Origin of the sequence: Limnohabitans sp. Hippo4, assembly GCF_003063605.1 — a bacterium.
Classification (GTDB): Bacteria; Pseudomonadota; Gammaproteobacteria; order Burkholderiales; family Burkholderiaceae_C; genus Limnohabitans_A.
This window is the reverse complement of the sequence record NZ_NESE01000001.1, coordinates 519,562-539,597: the sequence shown is the minus strand read 5'-3', so window position 1 is coordinate 539,597 and position 20,036 is coordinate 519,562. Positions and strand designations below refer to the sequence as shown.

The 20,036-nt window shown below is 53.9% G+C and carries 21 protein-coding genes; 11 read left to right on the top strand and 10 right to left on the bottom strand.

Going from position 1 to position 20,036, the window contains the following annotated elements:
• The first annotated feature begins 27 nt into the window (after positions 1 to 27).
• A complete protein-coding gene (locus B9Z46_RS02465; protein WP_055360356.1) occupies positions 28 to 669 on the top strand; it encodes a trimeric intracellular cation channel family protein in 642 nt (213 codons plus the stop codon).
• A gap of 19 nt (positions 670 to 688) precedes the next feature.
• Here the strand turns inward: B9Z46_RS02465 and B9Z46_RS02460 are convergent, their stop codons facing one another.
• Genes B9Z46_RS02460 through B9Z46_RS15190 form a run of 4 tightly spaced genes read right to left on the bottom strand, consistent with a single transcriptional unit; the run spans position 689 to position 4,487 of the window.
• On the bottom strand, positions 689 to 2,437 hold the full coding sequence (locus B9Z46_RS02460; RefSeq protein WP_108254409.1) for an amidohydrolase family protein: 1,749 nt from the start codon (positions 2,435 to 2,437) through the stop codon (positions 689 to 691).
• Entirely contained in the window at positions 2,418 to 3,293 is an 876-nt protein-coding gene (locus B9Z46_RS02455) for a bile acid:sodium symporter family protein (RefSeq protein WP_108254408.1), read from the bottom strand. Before B9Z46_RS02455 ends, B9Z46_RS02460 begins: the two co-directional genes overlap by 20 nt.
• Before the next feature lie 2 nt (positions 3,294 to 3,295).
• Positions 3,296 to 4,324, bottom strand: a complete 1,029-nt coding sequence (locus B9Z46_RS02450) for a DUF6352 family protein (protein WP_231717700.1) — start codon at positions 4,322 to 4,324, stop codon at positions 3,296 to 3,298.
• A 19-nt stretch (positions 4,325 to 4,343) separates the two neighbouring features.
• On the bottom strand, positions 4,344 to 4,487 hold the full coding sequence (locus tag B9Z46_RS15190; protein ID WP_197274916.1) for a hypothetical protein: 144 nt from the start codon (positions 4,485 to 4,487) through the stop codon (positions 4,344 to 4,346).
• Between the two features lie 96 nt (positions 4,488 to 4,583).
• Between B9Z46_RS15190 and arfB the strand changes: the two genes are divergently transcribed.
• Positions 4,584 to 4,988, top strand: a complete 405-nt coding sequence (arfB, locus tag B9Z46_RS02445) for an alternative ribosome rescue aminoacyl-tRNA hydrolase ArfB (protein ID WP_108254407.1) — start codon at positions 4,584 to 4,586, stop codon at positions 4,986 to 4,988.
• 1 nt (position 4,989) lies between these two features.
• On the opposite strand, the gene miaA is transcribed toward arfB, so the two are convergent.
• The 3 genes from miaA to mutL are packed head-to-tail and all read right to left on the bottom strand — an operon-like array spanning position 4,990 to position 9,118.
• The gene (gene miaA / locus B9Z46_RS02440; RefSeq protein WP_108254406.1) at positions 4,990 to 5,976 is read right to left on the bottom strand and encodes a tRNA (adenosine(37)-N6)-dimethylallyltransferase MiaA; all 987 of its coding nucleotides are present in this window, start codon (positions 5,974 to 5,976) and stop codon (positions 4,990 to 4,992) included.
• A complete protein-coding gene (locus B9Z46_RS02435; RefSeq protein WP_233245885.1) occupies positions 5,973 to 7,226 on the bottom strand; it encodes a Bcr/CflA family efflux MFS transporter in 1,254 nt (417 codons plus the stop codon). Before B9Z46_RS02435 ends, miaA begins: the two co-directional genes overlap by 4 nt.
• Positions 7,226 to 9,118: a DNA mismatch repair endonuclease MutL gene (mutL, locus tag B9Z46_RS02430; RefSeq protein WP_108254405.1), complete on the bottom strand. Its 1,893-nt coding sequence runs from the start codon at positions 9,116 to 9,118 to the stop codon at positions 7,226 to 7,228. The genes B9Z46_RS02435 and mutL overlap by 1 nt, the downstream gene beginning before the upstream one ends.
• A 74-nt stretch (positions 9,119 to 9,192) precedes the next feature.
• On the opposite strand from mutL, the gene B9Z46_RS02425 reads away from it, so the two are divergent.
• Positions 9,193 to 9,828, top strand: coding sequence for a VTT domain-containing protein (locus B9Z46_RS02425; RefSeq protein ID WP_055360363.1), 636 nt, complete (start codon positions 9,193 to 9,195; stop codon positions 9,826 to 9,828).
• Between the two features lie 15 nt (positions 9,829 to 9,843).
• Complete coding sequence (locus B9Z46_RS02420) at positions 9,844 to 10,872, top strand: PfkB family carbohydrate kinase (protein ID WP_108254404.1); 1,029 nt, start codon at positions 9,844 to 9,846, stop codon at positions 10,870 to 10,872.
• Here B9Z46_RS02420 and B9Z46_RS02415 read toward each other — a convergent pair whose 3' ends face one another.
• Both B9Z46_RS02415 and tsaE read right to left on the bottom strand, forming a co-directional pair.
• Positions 10,873 to 12,186, bottom strand: coding sequence for an N-acetylmuramoyl-L-alanine amidase (locus B9Z46_RS02415; RefSeq protein WP_108254403.1), 1,314 nt, complete (start codon positions 12,184 to 12,186; stop codon positions 10,873 to 10,875).
• Positions 12,167 to 12,733, bottom strand: a complete 567-nt coding sequence (tsaE, locus tag B9Z46_RS02410; protein WP_108254402.1) for a tRNA (adenosine(37)-N6)-threonylcarbamoyltransferase complex ATPase subunit type 1 TsaE — start codon at positions 12,731 to 12,733, stop codon at positions 12,167 to 12,169. The genes B9Z46_RS02415 and tsaE overlap by 20 nt, the downstream gene beginning before the upstream one ends.
• A 60-nt stretch (positions 12,734 to 12,793) precedes the next feature.
• On the opposite strand from tsaE, the gene queG reads away from it, so the two are divergent.
• The gene (queG, locus tag B9Z46_RS02405) at positions 12,794 to 13,852 is read left to right on the top strand and encodes a tRNA epoxyqueuosine(34) reductase QueG (RefSeq protein ID WP_369907413.1); all 1,059 of its coding nucleotides are present in this window, start codon (positions 12,794 to 12,796) and stop codon (positions 13,850 to 13,852) included.
• Here queG and B9Z46_RS02400 read toward each other — a convergent pair.
• A complete protein-coding gene (locus tag B9Z46_RS02400) occupies positions 13,849 to 14,766 on the bottom strand; it encodes an AEC family transporter (RefSeq protein WP_055360367.1) in 918 nt (305 codons plus the stop codon). The two genes, queG and B9Z46_RS02400, sit on opposite strands and share 4 nt — an antisense overlap.
• Positions 14,767 to 14,858: 92 nt before the next feature.
• Here B9Z46_RS02400 and B9Z46_RS02395 point away from each other — a divergent pair, with 92 nt between their 5' ends.
• The 6 genes from B9Z46_RS02395 (at position 14,859) to B9Z46_RS02370 (ending at position 19,713) form a co-directional block, all read left to right on the top strand.
• On the top strand, positions 14,859 to 15,836 hold the full coding sequence (locus B9Z46_RS02395; protein ID WP_108254401.1) for a tripartite tricarboxylate transporter substrate binding protein BugE: 978 nt from the start codon (positions 14,859 to 14,861) through the stop codon (positions 15,834 to 15,836).
• Positions 15,836 to 16,744: a site-specific tyrosine recombinase XerD gene (gene xerD, locus B9Z46_RS02390; protein ID WP_108254400.1), complete on the top strand. Its 909-nt coding sequence runs from the start codon at positions 15,836 to 15,838 to the stop codon at positions 16,742 to 16,744. Before B9Z46_RS02395 ends, xerD begins: the two co-directional genes overlap by 1 nt.
• Positions 16,745 to 16,830: 86 nt before the next feature.
• Entirely contained in the window at positions 16,831 to 17,253 is a 423-nt protein-coding gene (locus B9Z46_RS02385; protein ID WP_055360370.1) for a DUF3106 domain-containing protein, read from the top strand.
• Between the two features lie 29 nt (positions 17,254 to 17,282).
• On the top strand, positions 17,283 to 17,825 hold the full coding sequence (locus B9Z46_RS02380) for an RNA polymerase sigma factor (protein WP_108254399.1): 543 nt from the start codon (positions 17,283 to 17,285) through the stop codon (positions 17,823 to 17,825).
• Between the two features lie 2 nt (positions 17,826 to 17,827).
• On the top strand, positions 17,828 to 18,133 hold the full coding sequence (locus B9Z46_RS02375) for a hypothetical protein (protein WP_158268387.1): 306 nt from the start codon (positions 17,828 to 17,830) through the stop codon (positions 18,131 to 18,133).
• Positions 18,130 to 19,713 (top strand): YHYH protein, encoded by a 1,584-nt coding sequence (locus B9Z46_RS02370; protein ID WP_108254397.1) that lies wholly within the window; start codon positions 18,130 to 18,132, stop codon positions 19,711 to 19,713. The genes B9Z46_RS02375 and B9Z46_RS02370 overlap by 4 nt, the downstream gene beginning before the upstream one ends.
• The last annotated feature ends 323 nt before the right edge of the window (positions 19,714 to 20,036 follow it).

Here is a 20,036-nt window from a genome sequence, read left to right as displayed (position 1 = left end):
TGCGTCTATTGGATTAAAGTATCGCTCATGAACAGTTTCGAAACATGGGGCTCCACCTTGTTGCCCAGCATTGAATTGCTGGCCACCTTGGCCTTTGCATTGTCAGGGATTATGGAGGCAGCGCGCAAACGCATGGATGTGGTGGGTGTCTGTGTTGTGGGGTTTTTGGCAGCCTTTGGTGGCGGCACTCTGCGTGATATTTTGCTTGATCAGCGCCCGTTCTTTTGGGTGGAAAACGAAGTTGTGATGTGGGCCGTTCTGGCGTTGTGCATTTTGTCCATTACCTTCATGCGACAAAGGCACTTCGAGCTGACGGAGAAAACCATTCAGTGGCCCGATACGCTAGGACTGGGGCTTTTTACGGCATCGGGTGTTGCCCAGTCCTTGGCGCTGGGCATGTCGCCTACTGTGGCTGTTCTGATGGGTACCATCACAGGCATTTTTGGCGGTGTGTTGCGCGACATTGTCTGCAACGAAATTCCAGTGTCTTTCAAAGACCACCGGCCTTACGCTTTGTGCTCGGTAGCCGGTGGTGTCATTTACATTGTATTGGCTGCAGTTGATGCAGAGCCTTGGTTTTGCATGACGGTTTGCGCCGTGATCACCATTGTGTTTCGCATGCTGGCCATTTGGAACAACTGGGTGCTGCCCGCTTGGCGAAAAGATTAAGTGGTCAGGCACCCACCATTCATGACATGCGCACCAAGTGCCCTGGCCGTGCAGAAGTAATTTCTCCATGGCGCTGAACTTGCTCACCCGCTACCCACGTGGCCACATAGCCATGCGCCTTTTGCAGAAAGCGTTTGCCGCCTGCTGGTAAGTCGTGAACCAACTCAGGCAAGCCCACACTCAATTTTTGCGGGTCAATGGCATTGATGTCGGCGCGCATGCCCACCGCCAAAACACCGCGGTCTTTGAGACCTAAGTAGTTGGCATTGCGCCGGGTCAGCATTTCAATCACGGACTCGAGGGGCAAAGTGTCCTTGCCTCGTCCTTGAACCCAATGCGTCAGCATGAACGTGGTGAAGCTTGCATCGCACACAGTACCCACATGCGCACCTGCATCACTGAGACCGCTCAATGCCCGGGGGTGACCCAACATTTTGCGAACAGTGTCGAGATTGCCTTCGTTGTAATTGAAGATGGGGAAGTAAATCAAACCCTTGCCATCGCCTGCACTCAAATGATCGTAGATCACTTCCAAAGGTGTGACACCTTTTTGCTTCGCGCGTACCAAGAAGCTTTCCATCACGGAGGGTTCGTAATTCAAAGTGACTTCGAGTGGGAACATGCGCCCACTGATCATGTCGATCTTGGCCAACAAGATGTCGACCAATGGCGGAATGGAGCTGCCATCGCCAGCCAGTCGTTCAGACTTTTCTGAGAGGATGCGGGCTTTTCTGGCGGGGTCGCGCAAGGCAGCAGCACGTTCAGCCAAAGGCAGGTGGGCCACTTCTTTGTAAGAAGGGAATCCCATGAAGGGATGGAAGCTGGCGTCCAAGCCATTCAACACGCCAATGCCGCGTGCACCTGTTTGCATGAAGAGGGGCAGGCCATTAGCCACAGCCTGTTCCACGCGTTCCTGTATGCGCAAATACTGCTCACCACCCGGGTCACGTTGCAGCCAAGTCAGTGAGAGCGATTTGCCACTGGCTTTTGCAATGGCTTCGACCAAGTCAAATTCGGCATCAAATTCGGTAGGACCGTTCAGCAGGTTGTAGTCACTCACCATTTGGACCACACCGTGATTCAAACCTTCGAAGGCCTTGGCCAAGCCGGTCAGCTCTGCATGGCTGGCCTCGGCCGCAGGGGTGTCCTTGCCTTCTGAGGTGCGGTGGTTGTCACTGCGACCCGTACTGAAGCCCGCTGCTCCGGCTTCCAATGCTTCGCGCAGCAAGGCTCGCATTTGTTCAATGTCTTGTGGCGTGGCCACTTCCTTGGCCAAAGCGCGCTCTTTCATGACGTACATGCGCAGCGGGTCGTGTGGCACTTGCACCAAAAAGTCGAGGCTGTGAGGCGTGGCGGCCAAAGCATTCATGTACTCTGTAAAACTCTCCCAGTTCCACACAATGCCTTCATGCAAAGCGGCGCCAGGAATGTCTTCCACACCTTCCATGAGTTTGACCAAATCGTCTTCAGCGCCAGGACGCTTGGGCGCAAAGCCGACGCCGCAGTTGCCCAAGACCACGGTGGTCACGCCGTGGTAAATGCTGGGGGTGAAGCATTCATCCCAAGTCACTTGACCGTCGTAGTGGGTGTGCAAATCGACAAAGCCCGGTGTGATCCATAAACCGGTGGCATCGATGGTTTCTTTGGCGACTTCGTTGATCTGCCCGATGTGGGTGATGCGCCCACCTTGAATGCCAACGTCTGAGATGAAAGGTTTTTGGCCTGTGCCGTCGACCACCGTACCGTTTTTAATCAAGCAATCGAGCATCTTTTCTTCTCCACAAATACGCCAAGGACATGCCACTCACAATGTGCCAAATGCCCCACAGGCTGGCCAATGTCACCATGCCCAAGTCGCTGTTGAATTGCACCGCAATGATGCCCAGTGCCAAGCCAGAGTTTTGCATGCCGCCTTCAATCATGACGGCGCGGCGATCGCGTTCGCTCACACCCATCACCATACTGGTGATCCAGCCAAAAAACAAGCCGCTGGCGTTGTGCAAAACAACCAAAAGCAATGTGGGCAGCAATCCCAGTGTGAGCAATTGACGCTCTTTGATAAGGCCTGCCACGATGAACAAAAGCAGTGCAATCAGTGAAAAATTGCCAAGCGGTTTGCGAATGCGCTCGGTCAAGCTTGGCAAGCGATGCGAGGCCATCAAACCCAATGTGAGGGGCACACCCAGCAGCAAAAACAAGCTGATCCAAATACCAGATGCATCGATCGACAACTCTTTCAACCACGAGGCTGTCTCGGGGTTGGCTGCCATCATCCAGCTGAAGTTGAAGGGCGTGGCAAACAGCGCAATGAGGCTGGCAACAGCCGAGATGCTGACCGACAAAGCGGTGTTGCCGCGTCCCATGTGGGTCACCACGTTGCTTAAGCTACCGCCAGGGCAAGCTGCCACCAAAATCATGGCGGCTTCAACATTGGGCGGGAGGTCGAGCAACAGCGTGGCCACCCAAGTGCCAACGGGCAACAGAATGAATTGAGGAATGAGGCCGCAGATGACAGCTTTGGGTTCTTGTGCAACACGCTTGAAGTCTTCGAGGCGCAGTTCTAGCGCAACTGAAAACACCATGGTCGCCAAGACCAAACTCAAGACGATCTGCGATGCGTTCATGTTCAAGACCTTCGTGCAAGGGGCAAATTCAACAGTAAGTTTTGCGGTTTGATTTTGAGAAGATTTTGTGGGTCCATGGCCATGGCCATATAAACCGGTTTGCCACTGACGTCTTGTAGCATGTCACTGGCGTTGTCAAAGTTCAGCACAAACAAGCACAGCATGCGACGTTGCCGGTCTTCGTCAATGCTCTGACCGTTGTACAAGTCGTTGAGCATGCTGCTGGCCTGCGCATCCAAACCCACATGCCACACCCAATGGGCATCTTCAATTTCTCGGGCAGTGGCAATGCGCACGCTGGCGCTGGTGAAATGCACAATCCAACGTTCCAGCACGCGGCAGAAAGCGTCGATGAGGGGTTGACCCAGATTGAGGCAGGCCACCATGTCAAAGCGCTCACTGCGCTCCCAGTAACTGTCTTCGTTGCTGTCTTGAATCACATCCAGATCGACAGTGCGAAGTGGGATGCCACCTTGTTTCAGTAACTCGCCCACACTGCCAAAGCCGCTTTCAAGGGCATGCCGTTCCACTGTTTCATGGTCAGCAGCCATGACCGAGCCATCGTCAAGGACAGAAATTTTTTGTGCTCTGAACAGCAATTCTGCGGCACGTGCTTCTAGGGGCGTGCAGTCGTCACCCAGCACATGTTGCACCAGCACTTGCGTGATTTGATTCACCAAGATGGGGGGCACATCGACGCCTTGTCCTTCAAACAAAGCCCAGTAACTGGCTTCTAGGGTGGCGTGCGCCAAGATGCGATTGCGAAAACGCAACCAAACCGCCATGTTGTCGGCGGCATCACGGTCTTGAATCTGGGCCAAGTCGGCTGCTTGCAAATCCAGGCGCGGATTTTCCAGCAAGCGTTCATGAATTTGAATTTCATGCTTGCAAGAGCTCTCAATGGGCGCCAATTCAGGGCGCAGCAGTAAAACTCTTAGAAAATCGTCGGTGACGGTAAGGTGACCCCTCGCGTCTTTCTTCAGTTGTGCATAGCCCGCTTGGGGCCAAAGACTTTGCGCTGAATCACTCATCGTTTATTGCAGTTCTATCTCAAATTGGTTTTTTGCCACGGGGAATCACAGCCGTGATTTTTTGAACGGGACGCTCGGTGTCCACTGCGATGGTTTTGGGTGGAGAGGTGTCCTTTTTGGGTTTCTTGGATTCTTTGTTTGATTTTTGTTGACCTTTGGCCATAGGAACACCTTGAGGTAGTTAAGCACTCAGTTTAAGCGAGGCACAATCAACGCACGCGGTACAAGGGCATCAGAAGCTGCATATTCAGGGTTTTTCATGACAATATTTCACATTCCTGCCGATGAGGTTGAGCTCACGGCCATCCGCTCACAGGGGCCAGGGGGGCAAAATGTGAACAAGGTGGCCAGCGCCATTCAATTGCGCTTTGACATTCGCGCTTCCAGTTTGCCCATGGTATTGAAAGAACGGCTGCTCGTTTTGTCTGACCATCGCATTACCCAAGGCGGGGTGGTGGTGATCAAATCGCAAGAACACCGCAGCCAAGACATGAACCGCATGGCGGCACTGCTGCGATTGCACGATTTGTTGGAAATGGCGGCGGTGGTTCCCAAGAAACGCAAAGCGACACGGCCCACCCGCAGCTCTCAAGTGAAGCGTGTCGAAAGCAAAGTGAAAAGGGGGCAGACCAAGGCGCTGCGCGGCAAAGCAAATTGGGATTGAATCAGTCCAGTTGCGCTTCAACCCATTGGCACGCTTGCGCCAAGACATCCGTGCCATCGGCCTGCAGCACATGCCGGTGCGGCATGCTTCTGAGCCAAGTGAGTTGTCGCTTGGCCAATTGACGGGTCGCAAAGACGCCGCGATCTCGCAGTTCCGCCATGGGCAGGCTGCCATCGAGTGCCTCCCATGCTTGGCGATACCCCACACAGCGCATAGAGGGCAGGTCAATGTTCAAGTCGCCTCGCGCGCGCAAGGCTTTCACTTCATCTAAAAATCCTTGCGCCAACATGTCGTCAAAGCGTTGCGCAATGCGGCGGTGTAGCCACGCCCGATCTAGAGGCTCAAGGCTCAGCATGGGGACGTTGTGGAAGTTCAGTGCGTTTGTTGGGGCTTGGCCTTCAGATGTTTCAGGGCTTGTGTTGGTCGTGCTGATGTTGTGTTGAAAGCTCGACAAAGGCTGGCCAGAGATTCTAAAAACCTCCAGCGCACGGGCAATGCGTTGGCTGTCGGCAGGTGCCAATCTTGCCGCTGTTTGCGGATCGACGGCTTGAAGTTGCGCATGCATGGCGGGCCAACCAGCCACTTCGGCTTCTGCTTGAATTTGGGCTCTGACTTGAGGGTCGGCAGCAGGCATGTCGTTCAAACCCTCTAGCATGGCTTTGAAGTACAGCATGGTGCCGCCTACCAACAAGGGAACTTTGCCACGGCTTGCAATGTCGTTCACCAAGCTGGTCGCATCGCGCGCAAATTCGGCTGCGCTGTAGGCAACCAACGGATCGCGAATGTCAATCAGATGGTGCGGTACGGTGGCCAACTCTTCTTGTGTGGGTTTTGCTGTGCCAATGTCCATGCCCTTGTAGACCAAAGCGGAGTCCACGCTGATGATCTCTGAGCCACCGCGTGATTGCAAATGCGCTGCGATGGCCAAGGCCAAGCCTGTTTTGCCGCTGGCGGTGGGTCCGGCAATGGCGAGCGCACGAACTTTCATGGCGTGGTGGACTTTGGTGCAGACGAAGTCATTCGCGGCAATGGAATTCTGCGAACAGCCAAGCTGCCGATCAAGGCTAAGCATGCGGACCAGAGCATGAGGCCCTGGGCCATGGCTTGAAGGGGGTCTGTCATGTGCGTGCCAATCCAGGTGCCCATGGCAAAAGCCACCAGCATCATTGAAAAACCGTTCAGTGCCGAGGCCGTGCCAGCCATTTCAGGGAAAGGGGCGATGCAGCCACTTTGGCCGCAAGGTTGATGCACGCCATGGGCCAATAAAAAGATGTTGATGGGCACCATGATGGCCCATGCACCAAACCAAGATTGGCCAGGGCCAACATAAGCCACCAGCATTAAAAGTAAACCGGCAAACAAGCTCACAAAGCTGGCCACAAACACACAAGTTTGCACACTGATGCGCAGCAACAACCAGCGGCAGAAAAAAGTGCCAACGATGTAGGACAGCGACATCGAGACCATTAGCAGGCCATACACCGTTTTACTCAAGCCCATGCTTTGCGTAAACACAAAAGACGATGTGGCCAAGAAAGTAAACAGACCTGCAAAGGATGCCGTAGAGAGGGCGCTGTAGGCCTGAAACGTGGGGTTGCGAACAATGTGCTTGACCGACGCCCACAAAGTCTTGGCTTGAAGTGCATGCGGGTTGCGCTGCTTCAAACTCTCGTCAAAATAAAAGTAAATCAGGACCCCAGTGAGCGCAGCAAACATGACCAAGCTGCTAAGAGCCCAACGCCATCCCAACAAATCCGTGAGGTAGCCACCCACGGGCACGCATGTGCAAGCAATCAAACCCAAACCCGACAGCGCTTGGGACATCACTTTGGCGCCTTGTACGGGCTCGTACAAATCACGAATGACGGCCCGTGCGGCCATGACGCAAGCGCCCATGGCCACGCCCTGAAGCGTGCGGCCTGCAATCAAGGTTTCAATGTCAGGCGCCAAAGCGCACGCAATGGCCGATGCCGCGTAGACAGCAATGCCGCCCAACAAAACGGGTCTGCGGCCCCATTTGTCGGACAAAGGACCCCAGACCAATTGAGAGGTGCCGAAAGCGAGGAGCAGGGCTGTGAGGGTGAGTTGTGCCTGCACCATGCTGGCCCCAAAGCTTTGGGTCAAGGCGGGCAGGGCAGGCAAATACAAATCGGTGGTGACCGGTTGCAAGCCCAGTAGCAGTGCCAGCAGTAGCACCGTCATGGCTTGGCTGCGTGAACTTGTGGGTGTGTGGGACATCAACGGCCTCGCAAGAACAAGGCGTCTAATTCGCGCATGCTGACCTGTCGCCAAGTGGGGCGGCCGTGATTGCATTGATCTGACCGTTCGGTGGCTTCCATCTGACGCAACAAGGCGTTCATTTCGTCCAAGGTGAGCTTGCGATTGGCCCGCACCGCACCATGACAAGCCATGGTGGCCAAGATTTCGTTTTGCGCACGTTGCACCACGGTGGCGGCATCGTGCTGGGCCAACTCGGCCAGAACGCTGCGGGCCAATTCCACGGCATCACCTTGCGCCAAAGAAGTGGGCACGGCACGCACTGCCAAAGTTTTGGCCGACAGCGCAGACACTTCGAGGCCCAACTGTTGCAGCACCTCGGCGCAGTTTTCTGCGGTGGCGATTTCTTGGGGTGTGGCGGCAAACGATGCGGGAATCAAAAGCGGTTGGCTGGTGATGCGTGTGGTGTCGAGTTGTTGCTTGAGCCGTTCATAAACAATGCGTTCATGCGCTGCATGCATGTCAACCACGATCAAGCCTTGGCTGTTTTCAGCCAAGACGTAAACGCCTTGAAGCTGCGCAATGGCGCGACCCAAAGGCCACTCTTGTGCAGCATTTTCATTTTGTGAAAGCGTTGCAGGTGCCTTGTCACTGCTTGGCGTCCAACTCGGTGTGCGTTCTTGAATTTGATCAGTCTGGCCCCAAAGCGCTTTGAGGTCGGCCATGGCTTTGGCAGGGTCATGGTCACTGCGATTGCTCTGATCACTGCCAAAGGCCATGCCGCGCTGCGACCAAGTGCTTTGTGTCGCAGGGGCACTGGGTGTTGGGCCTAAAAATGAAGCGGCGGCGTCTGGGTCTAACTTGCTTTGCGGCAAGTTGGTATTGGCGCCGGTCAACAGTTGCGCACGTGGCACGGCCAGAGCACGTTCAATGGCATGCCGCATGGCCTGATGAACTTCGCGGCTGTCCCTGAATCGCACTTCAATTTTGGTGGGGTGCACGTTCACGTCGACGCGTGTGGGGTCCATTTGCAAATAGAGCACATACACCGGTTGCCGTTGGCCGTGCAGCACATCTTCGTAGGCACTGCGCGCACCGTGCGTGATCACTTTGTCGCGCACAAAGCGGCCGTTGACATATGCAAATTGTTGGTCGGCACGCGCACGCGCTGCGTCGGGTGTACCTGCGCGCCCGCGCACATGCACGGGGCCTGATCTGAAATCGATGTTGACAGAGGATGCGACAAAGTCTTCGCCCAGCACATCGGCCAAGCGTTGGTTCCAACCGGCTTCGCCAGGATGGCTGCGCCATTGCTCCACAATTTTGCCTTCATGCCAAATGGCAAAACTCACCTCTGATCGCACCAAGGCATGGCGTCTGACGGCTTCAATGCAATGCGCAAGTTCGGTATTTTCTGACTTTAAAAAATGCCGGCGGGCAGGTGTTGAGAAAAACAATTCCTTCACTTCCACCGTCGTGCCCACGGCACGCGCAGCAGGCCTGACTTCACCGGTTTGTCCATCTAACAAGAAAGCTGTGGCAGCGCCTTCGGTCCGAGACAACAGGCTCATTTCAGACACTGAATTGACGGCAGCCAGGGCCTCGCCGCGAAAGCCCATGGTGGCCACCGATTCCAAATCTTCCAAGCTGACGATCTTGCTGGTGGCATGGCGTTTCAAGGCCACGGGCAATTCTTCGACGGGGATGCCGCAGCCATCGTCTTCGACCGAGATCAAGCGAATGCCACCGCCCAACAGGCGCAGCGTGATGTGGCGCGCACCCGCATCGAGGGCGTTATCGACCAATTCACGCACCACGGAGGCCGGGCGCTCAATGACTTCACCCGCCGCAATCTGGCTGATCAGCACATCGGGGAGTTCACGAATGGTTCGTCGGGGTTGGGGCTGGCTCATCCTCAAATTGTAGGTGTTCCGGCCCCTGGCTTGGCGCCGACCTTGAAGGGGCAGAAGACAGGGATAATTGGCCCATGGACACCTTGATGCAACTGCTGGACTTTGTACTTCACGTCGACCGCTATTTGGAAGCCTTCGTTGGGAATTACGGTGCCTGGGTCTACGTCTTGCTGTTCCTGATTGTGTTTGTCGAGACGGGTCTGGTGGTCATGCCATTTCTGCCCGGCGACTCCCTCTTGTTTGTGGTCGGCACCTTGTGCGGCATCGGCCTGCTCAGCCTGCCTTTGGCCATGGGCCTCTTGTTGGTGGCCGCCATTGCGGGCGATCAGGTCAATTACCGTTGGGGCCGGTACTTTGGACCCAAGGTGTTCCAATGGGAAAACTCACGTTTTTTCAACCGCGCAGCCTTTGACAAAGCGCACCATTTTTACGAAACCTACGGCGGCATCACCGTGGTTTTGGCCAGGTTCATGCCTTTTATTCGCACTTTTGTACCATTCGTGGCGGGTGTGGCTGAGATGACGCCTTCCCGTTTTGTGGCCTACAACGTGTTGGGTGGCTTGATTTGGGTCTGCGGTCTGACCTCGGCAGGTTACCTGTTTGGCGAAACGGCTTTCGTCAAAGCCTACTTAAGCCAAATTATCTGGGCCATGATTTTCGTACCCGGTTTGTTCGCCTTGTGGGGCGCTTGGCGGGCGCGCCAATCCTAAAATGTGCGGATGACAATGAAGACACCTCAGACCCGCGACACACAGGTCGCACCCCGTGTGGTCACTGCTGGCGAAGCCTTGATCGATTTGGTCGCCCAAGCCGATGGCAATTTTCAGCCTTGCTTGGGTGGGGCTGTGTTCAATTTGTCACGTGCCTTGGGCCGTCAAAATGTGCCGACTTTGTATCAAAACCCCTTGTCAAGTGATCGTTTCGGTCGTCAATTGGCGCAGGCTTTGACGGCCGATGGGGTTCAATTGGCCATGCCTGCACCCGTGCCTCAAACCACGTCCTTGGCGGTGGTGGCATTGAACGAACACGGTCATCCAGACTATGCGTTTTACCGAGAGGGCGTGGCCGATCGTCAAATTTCTGCGGCGGCCATGAATGCCATTTGCCAAGCTCAGCCCCAGTTGGAAATTGCCTGCACGGGCTGTTTGGCCTTGGACCCTGCCGATGCATCGCATTACCTGCCTTGGTTGAAAGCGCAAAAGACGGCGGGTCGTTGGATTGTGGTGGATGTGAATTTGCGCCCCTCCGTGATGCCCGACTTGGCAGCATACCGTGCGCATGTTTTAGAAATGGCCAAGTGCGCTGATGTGCTGAAAGCCAGTGACGAGGACTTGGCCCATCTGCAACTGCCTGGCGAGACGCCCATGGACCAAGCCCAGAACTTGATGCAGTTGGGCACGGCGCAGTGGATGGCCTTGACTTTGGGTGCTGAAGGTGCGCGGCTGTTGGTTCGTAGGGGCAATGAGATCAAGGTCTACGCAGCCCGTGAGGCTGCACCAGTGAAAGTGGTCGACACCGTGGGGGCTGGCGACAGTTTTTTGGCGGGTTTGTTGGCTTGCGTATTGCACCATGCAGATGACGATGTTCATGCCCCTGATTTGAAGTCGTGGGCTTCACAAGCCGCTGATGCAACTTTGAAAGATGTCTTAGCGCATGCTCTGGCCAGTGCCACCTTGGTGGTGATGCGCCGCGGCTGCGACCCTGCGCGTTGGGAAGAAGTTCGCGCCCGCATGAAGGCCTTTCCAGCCGTCTGATCAGGTGCTGCGCTTTCGCGCCAAAGGTGGGTTGCGTTCAAAGTATTTTTGCAGCCCTTTGACCAAGGCGTCGGCCACGCTGTTTTGGTAGTTGGGGTCTGACAGTTTGGCTTCTTCATCTGGGTTGCTGATGAAGGCGGTTTCGACCAACACACTGGGAATATCGGGTGCTTTCAACACGGCAAACCCAGCTTGTTCAACCTTGGGTTTGTGCAATCGGCCCACGCCGCCAATCTCTCGCAAAATAGCGCCGCCCAAGTTCAAGCTGTCTTTGATTTGTGCAGACGTGCTCATGTCAAGCAAGGCTTGTTGCACTTGCGAGTCTTTCACGCCAAAGTTCATGCCGCCAATCAAGTCGGCTTTGTTTTCTTGTTGTGCCATCCACCGGGCTGCACTGCTGGACGCCGCGCCGTGGCTCAGTGCAAACACACTGGCACCTTGCGCATTGGGTGTGAAGAAGGCGTCGGCGTGCACACTGACAAATAAATCGGCTTGCACTTTGCGTGCCTTTTGGACGCGCACATGCAGGGGTACAAAGTAGTCGGCATCGCGCGTCAAGTAAGCGCGCATGGGGCTGCCCTTGACGCTGCTTGCATTGATGCGATCGCGCAGTTTCAAGGCAATTTGCAAGACCACGTCTTTTTCTTTGGTGCCGTTTGGGCCAATGGCACCGGGGTCTTCGCCGCCATGACCTGCATCGATGGCCACAATGATCAAACGATCGGTGATTGAAGCATTGCCAGCTGGGGGGTTGGCGGGCGCATTGGCTTCAGCCGGTGGTGTGGGAGAGTTGCTGGCGCTGGGACGCGTGGCATTGGCTTGTTTGTTGAGCCAGTCGCTCAAGGGGTCGTTGCTTTGGGTGCGCTCGGCAATCCAACTTTCAAGGGGGTCAACGGGTGCTGTGGGATACAAGTCCAACACCAAACGATGTTGATAGGCGCCTACGGGTGTCAATGCAAACACTTGCGGTTGCACGGCTTGCTTCAAATCAAACACCATGCGCACGATGCCCGGACTGTTTTGCGCCACCCGCACGCCCGTGATGTTGGGGTCATCGGGTTTGATTTTACCGACCCACTCCTTGATGGCGGGGTTCAGCTCCAAGCCTTCAATGTCGATGGCCAATCTAGGGGGAGAGGGGACAAAGGTGTACTTGGTTTTGAGCGCAACGTCCGATTCCAAGGTGACCCGTGTGTAGTCTTTGGCAGGCCAAACGCGCACGGCCATCAGGCTGGCGCCTTTGCTGATGTCGGCCCATCCCAGCATCAAAGCCAGGCTGGAAACCTTGAGCCAATCACGTCTTTGAATTTGCATGTGAAGCAGTTGGGGATTGGGCAGCCAACAGGCCCTTCAAGATGGCCTGACCCTGCAAGGTGCTGGCCACACCTTGAACTTGACGAACCTCTTGGTCATTAACGGTCAAGGTCAGCTGAAGGTCGGCGAGGGGCAACATTCCTTGCGCTTGATTGGGCCATTCAGCGATTTTCAAACCGGTGCTGGCAAACAGATCTCGAAAACCTGCTTCTTCAAATTCTTGGGGATCGTTGAAACGGTAAAAATCGAAATGCCAAATGGCCAGGGGCGCTTGGCTGCTGGGGAGAACCCCCTCATGCGGTTCAACCACGGCATAAGTTGGACTTTTGATGCGGCCTTGGACACCCAGTGACTTGAGTAAATGGCGCACGAAAGTGGTTTTGCCTGCGCCTAAATCACCCACCAGTTCGATGTACGCGTTTTGCAAACCTGGCTGCTGTGCCAGGGCTTGGGCAAACGCTTGCGTGGCGATTTCGTCCGTCCACAGCCAGTGGGCCGAAGCTGGGGGCTTCAGAGTTCCTACAATCGCTGGGTGAACACCGCTCATCAATCTCTTTCAAATGCATTGCCAGCGCGCCCTGTGGACGCCGCGGCAGTGTGGGCTGAGCTGCAATCAGCAGCCCGGGAATTGGGATTTTCTCAAATTGGCGTGACAGGTGTGAATTTGACCGAAGCTGAGCCGGGATTAGAGGCTTGGCTGGCGGCAGGTTTTCACGGCAGCATGAACTATATGGCAAGCCACGGGCTGAAACGTGCCCGGCCTGCAGAATTGGTCCCCGGTACGGTCAGTGTGATCACGGTGCGCATGGACTACTTGCCCGGCAATGTGGCCAATCTCTCAGCTGAATCGGCCTGGCAGAACCTCGAACAAGCGCAGCAGGGCGTGGTGTCTGTTTACGCCAGGGGGCGCGACTATCACAAGGTCTTGCGCAGTCGATTGCAAAAATTGCAAGAACGCATGGCGGCCTTGTTAGGACCATTTGGACACCGCGTGTTCACCGATTCGGCACCCGTGATGGAAGCCGAATTGGCAGTGCGCAGCGGCCTTGGCTGGCGCGGTAAAAACACCTTGGTCTTGCAAAGAGAAGCCGGCTCGTTTTTCTTTTTGGGTGAGCTGTTTGTTGACATGGCCTTGCCGTTCACTGAGGCTGTCTCCGATCACTGTGGCACTTGTTCTGCCTGCCTCGATGTGTGCCCGACGCAAGCCATCGTGGCGCCGTATCAGCTGGACGCTAGACGCTGTATTTCCTACCTCACGATTGAACATGATGGGCCCATTCCGATCGAGTTCAGAGCGGCCATTGGCAACCGCATCTATGGCTGTGACGATTGCCAGTGGGTGTGCCCATGGAATAAGTTTGCCAAGCGCAGCCCTTTGCCTGACTTTGACGCACGTCAAGCGTTGAGCGAACCCGAGTTGGTCGATTTGTTAGCGTGGGACGAAGCCACCTTTTTGCGCATGACCGAGGGCAGCGCCATTCGGCGAATTGGCCACGTCAGGTGGCTTCGCAACGTGGCTTTGGCTGCAGGGAATGCCTTGGCTCAGCCAACTCAATTGTCAGAAGATCAAAGGCAAGCTTTGCGTCAAGGGCTTCAACACTGGGCAAGCCACACAGACCCTGTGGTGCAAGAGCAAGTGGCTTGGTCTTTGAAGCAAGGCGTTTAAAAACGCAGGTCCCGCAGCACGCCCAAGGCAAAGGGCAAACTGAGCATGCCCAGCAGGGTGGAGAGTGTGACCAAGCCGGCTACGTAAGGCCCGTTGTAACCCATGCGAGCCGCTAAGACATAGCAGGTGGACGCCGTGGGCAGGGCCGAGAAAATCAACAGCACGGTGGTTTGCAGCGAGTTGAGTTCGAAATATTGCGCCAAGCCCCAAGCCAAACAAGGCAAAACCAAGTGCTTGAAAGTCAAGACCATGGTGCCCAAGAGTTTGCCTTGGTTGAGGGCCTTGAGCTCCATGCCTGCGCCGGCAGACATCAAGCCCAAAGCCAGAGAGGCTGCGCCAATGCGCGACAAGGTGGGGTCCATGAATGCGGGAATTCGAAGTCCCAGCAGGTTGAAAGCCAAGCCGCCCGTGGTGGCCAAAATGAGGGGGTTTCGAATCAGTTCTCGCAAGAAGCCACTTTCGCCGTGACGTGCCATGGGCCATACAGCACCCACATTGAACATCGGCACACAAAAGCCAATCAGCACTGAAATCAGCAAGAGACCTTGTGGGCCTGCAAGCCGCTCCACCAAGGCCAGGGCGATGAAGGAATTGAATCGAAAGCCGGCTTGTGCACTGGCGGCATGGTCGCGTCTGTCAATGTGTTTGCCAAGCCAGGGCCAGTAGGGCAGGCTGTAGGACAGGGCAATGGCCATCAAGCCCATGCTGATACCGGCCAGCAAAAAACTTGAAGTGGCCTGAATATCCAAGGGGCTTTTCACAATGGAGTGAAACAGCAAAACTGGGAATAAAAAATAATAGACCAAGTATTCGGCTTGTTGCCAAACGGGGCGGTTCAGTGCTGTGTAGCGGCACAAAAAGTAGCCGCACAGAATGAGTGAGAAGTCGGGGAATAAAAGTTGGGCGAAATTCACCCCTCAAGCATAACGGCAGACTTTGCGATTTCTGCCTTCTAAGTGCTTGAGTTATTGCTTATGATGCTGAGAAGTTAAAAGAAGGAGTTCAGATGGACCGTCGTACAAGTTTGGTAGCAACAGCTACTTGTGTCATTTTGGGTGCTGCATCGGGTGCGGCTTGGGCTCAAAACTACCCCAACAAAGTCATCAAATTGCAGGTGCCATTTGCGCCTGGCGGCACCACAGACATCGTGGCCCGCGTCATTGCCGAACCTTTGGGCAAAGCCTTGGGCCAGTCGGTAATTGTAGAAAACAAAGCCGGTGGCGGCGGAGTGGTGGGTGCCTCTGAAACTGTGCGTTCTACACCTGATGGTTATTCCCTTGGCATGGCCACTGTGTCGACCACGGCTGCCAACCCTGCCATCAACCCCAAAAATCCGTACAACCCCATTACAGATTTCACACCCATCATCAACATTGCGGCCACCCCCAATGTGATTGCGGTGCACCCCAGCTTTCCTGCGCGCAACTACAAAGATTTTGTGGCTGAGCTGAAAAAGAACCCAGGCAAATATTCTTATTCATCTTCCGGTACAGGCGGCATTGGCCACTTGCAAACGGAGTTGTGGAAAAGCTTGCAAGGCGTTTTCATCACACACATTCCTTACCGCGGTGCAGGTCCTGCATTGAACGACACAGTGGCAGGTCAAGTGCCCATCATTTTTGACAACATGCCATCAGCCTTGCCATTCATTCAAACGGGCAAGCTGATCCCGATCGTGGTGGCGGCACCCCAACGTTTGTCGCAGCTGCCCAATGTGCCCACTTTCAAAGAAGTTGGTCTGGAGCCGGTCAATCGCATGGCCTATTACGGCATTTTGGGTCCCAAGAATTTGCCCAAAGAAGTGATCGACAAAATCAGCGGCGGTGTTAAAAAAGCCCTCGAAGATCCTGCTGTTCGCAAGCGCATTGAAGACACAGGCTCTTTGATTGTGGCCAACACACCCGAGCAGTTTGCTGCGCAAATCAAAGCTGAGTTTGAGATCTACAAAAAAGTTGTGGACGATCAAAAACTCAAATTGGACTGATGACGCCCGACAGCCAAGCCGCCATCGACCGCTTTGTTGATGCGGTTTGGCTTGAAGATGGTTTGTCAGCCAACACCTTGGCTGCTTACCGCAGAGATTTGTCGGCATTGGCAGAGTGGCTCCAGACATCTTCTGGCACGCCACTCGACAGTGTTCAAGAGTCGCACTTGCAGGCTTACTTTGCCGCAAGGCACAGCCTCTCCAAAGCCACCTCGGCCAATCGGCGACTCACTGTTTTCAAGCGCTACTACCGTTGGGCATTGCGAGAGCGCATTGTCCAAATCGATCCCACCCTCCGAATGCTGGCCGCCAAGCAAGCCTTGCGTATGCCCAAAACCTTGTCAGAAGACCAAGTGGACGCACTGTTGTCGGCGCCCGATGCCAACACCGCGTTGGGCCTGCGTGACAAAGCCATGCTGGAGTTGTTGTACGCCAGTGGCTTACGCGTATCAGAGTTGGTCAAACTCAAAACCTTGCATGTCTCTTTGAACGAAGGCATCTTGCGCATCATGGGCAAGGGCAGCAAAGAGCGTTTGGTGCCTTTTGGGGACATGGCCCGAGATAGCTTGCTCAATTACATGCAGAATGCTCGCGGTGCTTTGCTGGGCGCCAAACAAACCGAAGACTTGTTTGTGACCGCCAGTGGCCCCAAAGCAGGCACTGCCATGTCGCGCATCATGTTCTGGGGTTTGATCAAAAAGTATGCCGTGATCGCGGGCATCACATCGCCCTTGTCGCCGCACACCTTGCGACATGCGTTTGCCACGCATTTGCTGAACCACGGCGCCGATTTAAGGTCGGTTCAGGTGCTGTTGGGGCATGCCGATATTTCGACCACCACCATCTACACCCATGTGGCGCGGGAGCGCTTGAAGAACTTGCATGCGCAGCATCACCCAAGAGGGTGAAGAATTTAATTTCGGGTATTGCGTAAGTTTTTGAGACTTCCGATCCTCTAAGCTTGAAACATCTGAAAAATTCAGTTGGGAGGCTTATGAAAAGATTATTTCAAAACTTTGTACTCTCTTTAGCCTTTGCTGTGGGTTCATTTGTGCATGCAGCAGTTCCAGATCCGGTAGACCCTCGCGATTCTGTCAATTACACCTTCGAGCAGCGTATGGCTCAGACCAAGCAGCTGCACGCCAAATTGAAGGAGGCAAGTGCTGCAGAGCGATTGATGTACTTTGACAAGTCCTTGGAAGCTGTCAAGAAGTTATCGGCTGAAGAACGTCGCGATTTGAGTGAAAAGTTCAAATCTCAGTGGAAAAAGCTGACGGATGATCAAAAAAAGCAAGTGAAGCAAGAGGCTCGCAATTACATCACTTCATTGCCGGATGCAGAGCGCAAAGAATTGAAGCGACGCAGAGAGCTGATGCTGGAATTCATGTCGCCCGAGGAGAGAAAGCATTGGCCTTGATTCCTTTGACGTGCTTGAAGTGAACTTTGATGAATGACGTTTCTACTTGGATGGCTGAAAGGGAGCTTCTTCGCCTTTCAAAGCAGGGGAATGCTGAGGCCGCCAGGGGTTTGATGCACCTTTTGATCAAACCTGCGCACGCACTGGCCTGGCGAATTTTAAGAAACCAAGACGCAGCTGAAGAGGTAGTCCAAGAAGCTGTGTTTCAACTGTGGCGGTCAGCTGAACAATTCGAAGGTCAATCATCAATCAGAACTTACTTTAACAAAATTGTGATGCGTGAATGCCATGCCTTCATTCGACACAACAGAAGTCACGAAGACATTGACATGTTGGACTCAGCGGATGAGGTGATGTCTGATTTTCAGATTGATCTCCGTCTCCACCAAGAAATTATTCACCAGGCCTTAGAGTCCCTGTCTAGCAAACAGCGTATGGCTTTGGTTTTATGGGCATTCCACGACATGACTGCTGTTGATATTGGGCAAGTCATGGAACTGAAAAAAAATGCGGTAGATCAATTGCTCTGGCGAGCAAAAAATGCATTGCGTGAAAAATTGACGGAAAGATGATGATGCAAGAAGAAATTGAAAAACAGGCGGTCCGGAATCTGATTCAAATGGATGCGGAACCGAGCATTCGACCTGATTTCCAAGACAAACTGACGACAGCATGGCTAGACAAGTCGATGACTCAAACCCATGTCAATGGGCATCCCAGAGACATTCAAGTACTTGCGTTTCTGTCGCAACGTTGGTGGTGGGGTATGACGTTGCTTGTATCTTTGACCTTGGGTGTTTGGTATTGGCGCCACCTGCATGAATTGGAGGAGCTGCGACAGTTTGATGTGTTGTTGGAGTTCTCTATGGGGACACTATGAAACTCAACACATTTTCTCGCGCTAGCTTATTGGCCTTATTCATGAGTGCTTTGATCTCGGCATGTGGCGGTGGCGGTGGTGCCGCGGAGATTGCGCAAACCACGACACCCACGACACCCACGACACCCGATCCCGTTGTGGTCAGCGCTTTTACTCTGACCAGTTCCGAAGTGGGCCAAGATGGCATGCTCTCATCGGATGCAACCTGTGACGGATCGGGTTCCAGCCCATCCTTGACTTGGCGAAATGCGCCTGTTGGAACAAAGTCATTTGCTTTGTTGATGAGCACTGACCCTGGGGATGGCGTTTTGAAATACAACTGGGTGAATTACAACTTGCCTGCTTCGCTGACAGGGTTGACCAAAAACTCTGTGCTGGTGGGTACCTACGGCGCTGGAAGTGATGGACCCACATTGGCGTATCAGCCGCCATGCTCACAAGGCCCTGGCTTGAAGAAATACAAATTCACTTTGTATGCGCTGTCTTATCCAACGCCACTGAAAACAGCGACAAGCACAGTGACAGGCATCGACTTACTGAGTTTGATGGCAAATGGCATTTTGGGACAAGCCACACTTGAGGCGGGTTATTCAAGAACAAGTGCATCAACGGGTGCTTCAAACGCATGTCAATGGGTGCGCAACTCAATTCAAGCCAGCGCCCAAGTTCCCGTTAGTGTTAATTGTGATACGCAGTATGCGTATGTCAGCTCCAAGGGTCTGCCTTCACACGCCATGATGAATGGCATTACAGCCACCAACTTACAGGTGCCAACCGCACAAAACTTTTGGGGCTCGAATGGGTGGCGAATTCCATTGACACCCGAATTGGCTGTCAATCCTGTGTCTGCTGTCGATGGACCCATCGGCATTGCAGTCAATGGCGTCCCTATTTTTAACCCGTGTAAGCAAGGGGGGTGTCAGAACGGCGATACCAAAGTCTTGGGTGAATTGGACATTTGCAATGGCCATGCAGGCAGGGCTGATGATTACCACTACCATGCCGCCCCCATTTGTTTGATGGCCAATAAACCGGACGGCTATTGGAATACTCACCCTGTAGGCTGGGCCTTGGATGGTTACGGGATTTTTGGATTCAACAATGCGGATGGCCAAATTGCCAGTCGTGATGGTCTCTGCGGGGGTAATACCAGCAGTGTCAGCAATGCACCCCCTGGCTATAGCTATCACGTTAGTTCAATATCGCCCTATATTTTGTCCTGCTTCCGTGGTGTGCCAAGCCCAGACTTGGCCAATCAAGCAACGAAGTTTTCACCCATGCGACAACCGCCCGTCACCCCATTTGGTGTTTCCAACATGAGTTTGACAACAGATACCGCCGATTCATTTCAAGTATTGGAATTCACAACAGAAAAATCTTTTGTGAGTACCGAAACAGGTAAAGACAGTTACACAAATTCAGCGGGCACTTACAAAATTCGGTACAAGGCACTGGCAGATGTTGATTTGCAAACTGCATTGACCAAGACTGAGAACAAAGGAAAGTCAATGTGTTGGGTGTTTCAATTCAAAAATGGTACTGGTGCAGTCAGTCAACCTGATGTGATTTATTGCAAATGAATCAGTCCAGAAACTCATATTTGACTTGGGTGAATTGGATGGCCACATCGCTCGGATGTTGCTTGATTTGGCTTTGCACTATCACCATGGCCAATTCACACGAAGTGGCATCAACCAGACTGAGTCTTGTACAAAGAGAGTCTTCGCATGTTTCAGCGACCTTTTATGTCAGCCCGCAAGATTTTTTCAAGCCGGTTCTCGATGGGCAAATCACTGCACAAACAGTCTACGTGCATCTGGCGAGCCTAGATGATGCTGCCTTTGAAGATTTGTACACAAAAGCTCAGACTTTCTATCAACAGAAAATCAGTTTTAAATTGAAC

Excerpts from the sequence above, each read along its gene's own strand:
- B9Z46_RS02460 (WP_108254409.1), bottom strand. The coding sequence starts at position 2,437 with ATGCTCGATTGCTTGATTAAAAACGGTACGGTGGTCGACGGCACAGGC.
- arfB (WP_108254407.1), top strand. The coding sequence starts at position 4,584 with ATGACAATATTTCACATTCCTGCCGATGAGGTTGAGCTCACGGCCATC.
- mutL (WP_108254405.1), bottom strand. The coding sequence starts at position 9,118 with ATGAGCCAGCCCCAACCCCGACGAACCATTCGTGAACTCCCCGATGTG.
- B9Z46_RS02420 (WP_108254404.1), top strand. The coding sequence starts at position 9,844 with ATGAAGACACCTCAGACCCGCGACACACAGGTCGCACCCCGTGTGGTC.
- xerD (WP_108254400.1), top strand. The coding sequence starts at position 15,836 with ATGACGCCCGACAGCCAAGCCGCCATCGACCGCTTTGTTGATGCGGTT.
- B9Z46_RS02395 (WP_108254401.1), top strand. The coding sequence starts at position 14,859 with ATGGACCGTCGTACAAGTTTGGTAGCAACAGCTACTTGTGTCATTTTG.
- B9Z46_RS02370 (WP_108254397.1), top strand. The coding sequence starts at position 18,130 with ATGAAACTCAACACATTTTCTCGCGCTAGCTTATTGGCCTTATTCATG.
- B9Z46_RS02425 (WP_055360363.1), top strand. The coding sequence starts at position 9,193 with ATGGACACCTTGATGCAACTGCTGGACTTTGTACTTCACGTCGACCGC.
- B9Z46_RS02380 (WP_108254399.1), top strand. The coding sequence starts at position 17,283 with ATGAATGACGTTTCTACTTGGATGGCTGAAAGGGAGCTTCTTCGCCTT.
- miaA (WP_108254406.1), bottom strand. The coding sequence starts at position 5,976 with ATGAAAGTTCGTGCGCTCGCCATTGCCGGACCCACCGCCAGCGGCAAA.
- B9Z46_RS02455 (WP_108254408.1), bottom strand. The coding sequence starts at position 3,293 with ATGAACGCATCGCAGATCGTCTTGAGTTTGGTCTTGGCGACCATGGTG.
- B9Z46_RS02415 (WP_108254403.1), bottom strand. The coding sequence starts at position 12,186 with ATGCAAATTCAAAGACGTGATTGGCTCAAGGTTTCCAGCCTGGCTTTG.
- B9Z46_RS02385 (WP_055360370.1), top strand. The coding sequence starts at position 16,831 with ATGAAAAGATTATTTCAAAACTTTGTACTCTCTTTAGCCTTTGCTGTG.
- B9Z46_RS02435 (WP_233245885.1), bottom strand. The coding sequence starts at position 7,226 with ATGTCCCACACACCCACAAGTTCACGCAGCCAAGCCATGACGGTGCTA.
- B9Z46_RS02450 (WP_231717700.1), bottom strand. The coding sequence starts at position 4,324 with ATGAGTGATTCAGCGCAAAGTCTTTGGCCCCAAGCGGGCTATGCACAA.
- B9Z46_RS15190 (WP_197274916.1), bottom strand. The coding sequence starts at position 4,487 with ATGGCCAAAGGTCAACAAAAATCAAACAAAGAATCCAAGAAACCCAAA.
- B9Z46_RS02375 (WP_158268387.1), top strand. The coding sequence starts at position 17,828 with ATGCAAGAAGAAATTGAAAAACAGGCGGTCCGGAATCTGATTCAAATG.
- tsaE (WP_108254402.1), bottom strand. The coding sequence starts at position 12,733 with ATGAGCGGTGTTCACCCAGCGATTGTAGGAACTCTGAAGCCCCCAGCT.
- B9Z46_RS02465 (WP_055360356.1), top strand. The coding sequence starts at position 28 with ATGAACAGTTTCGAAACATGGGGCTCCACCTTGTTGCCCAGCATTGAA.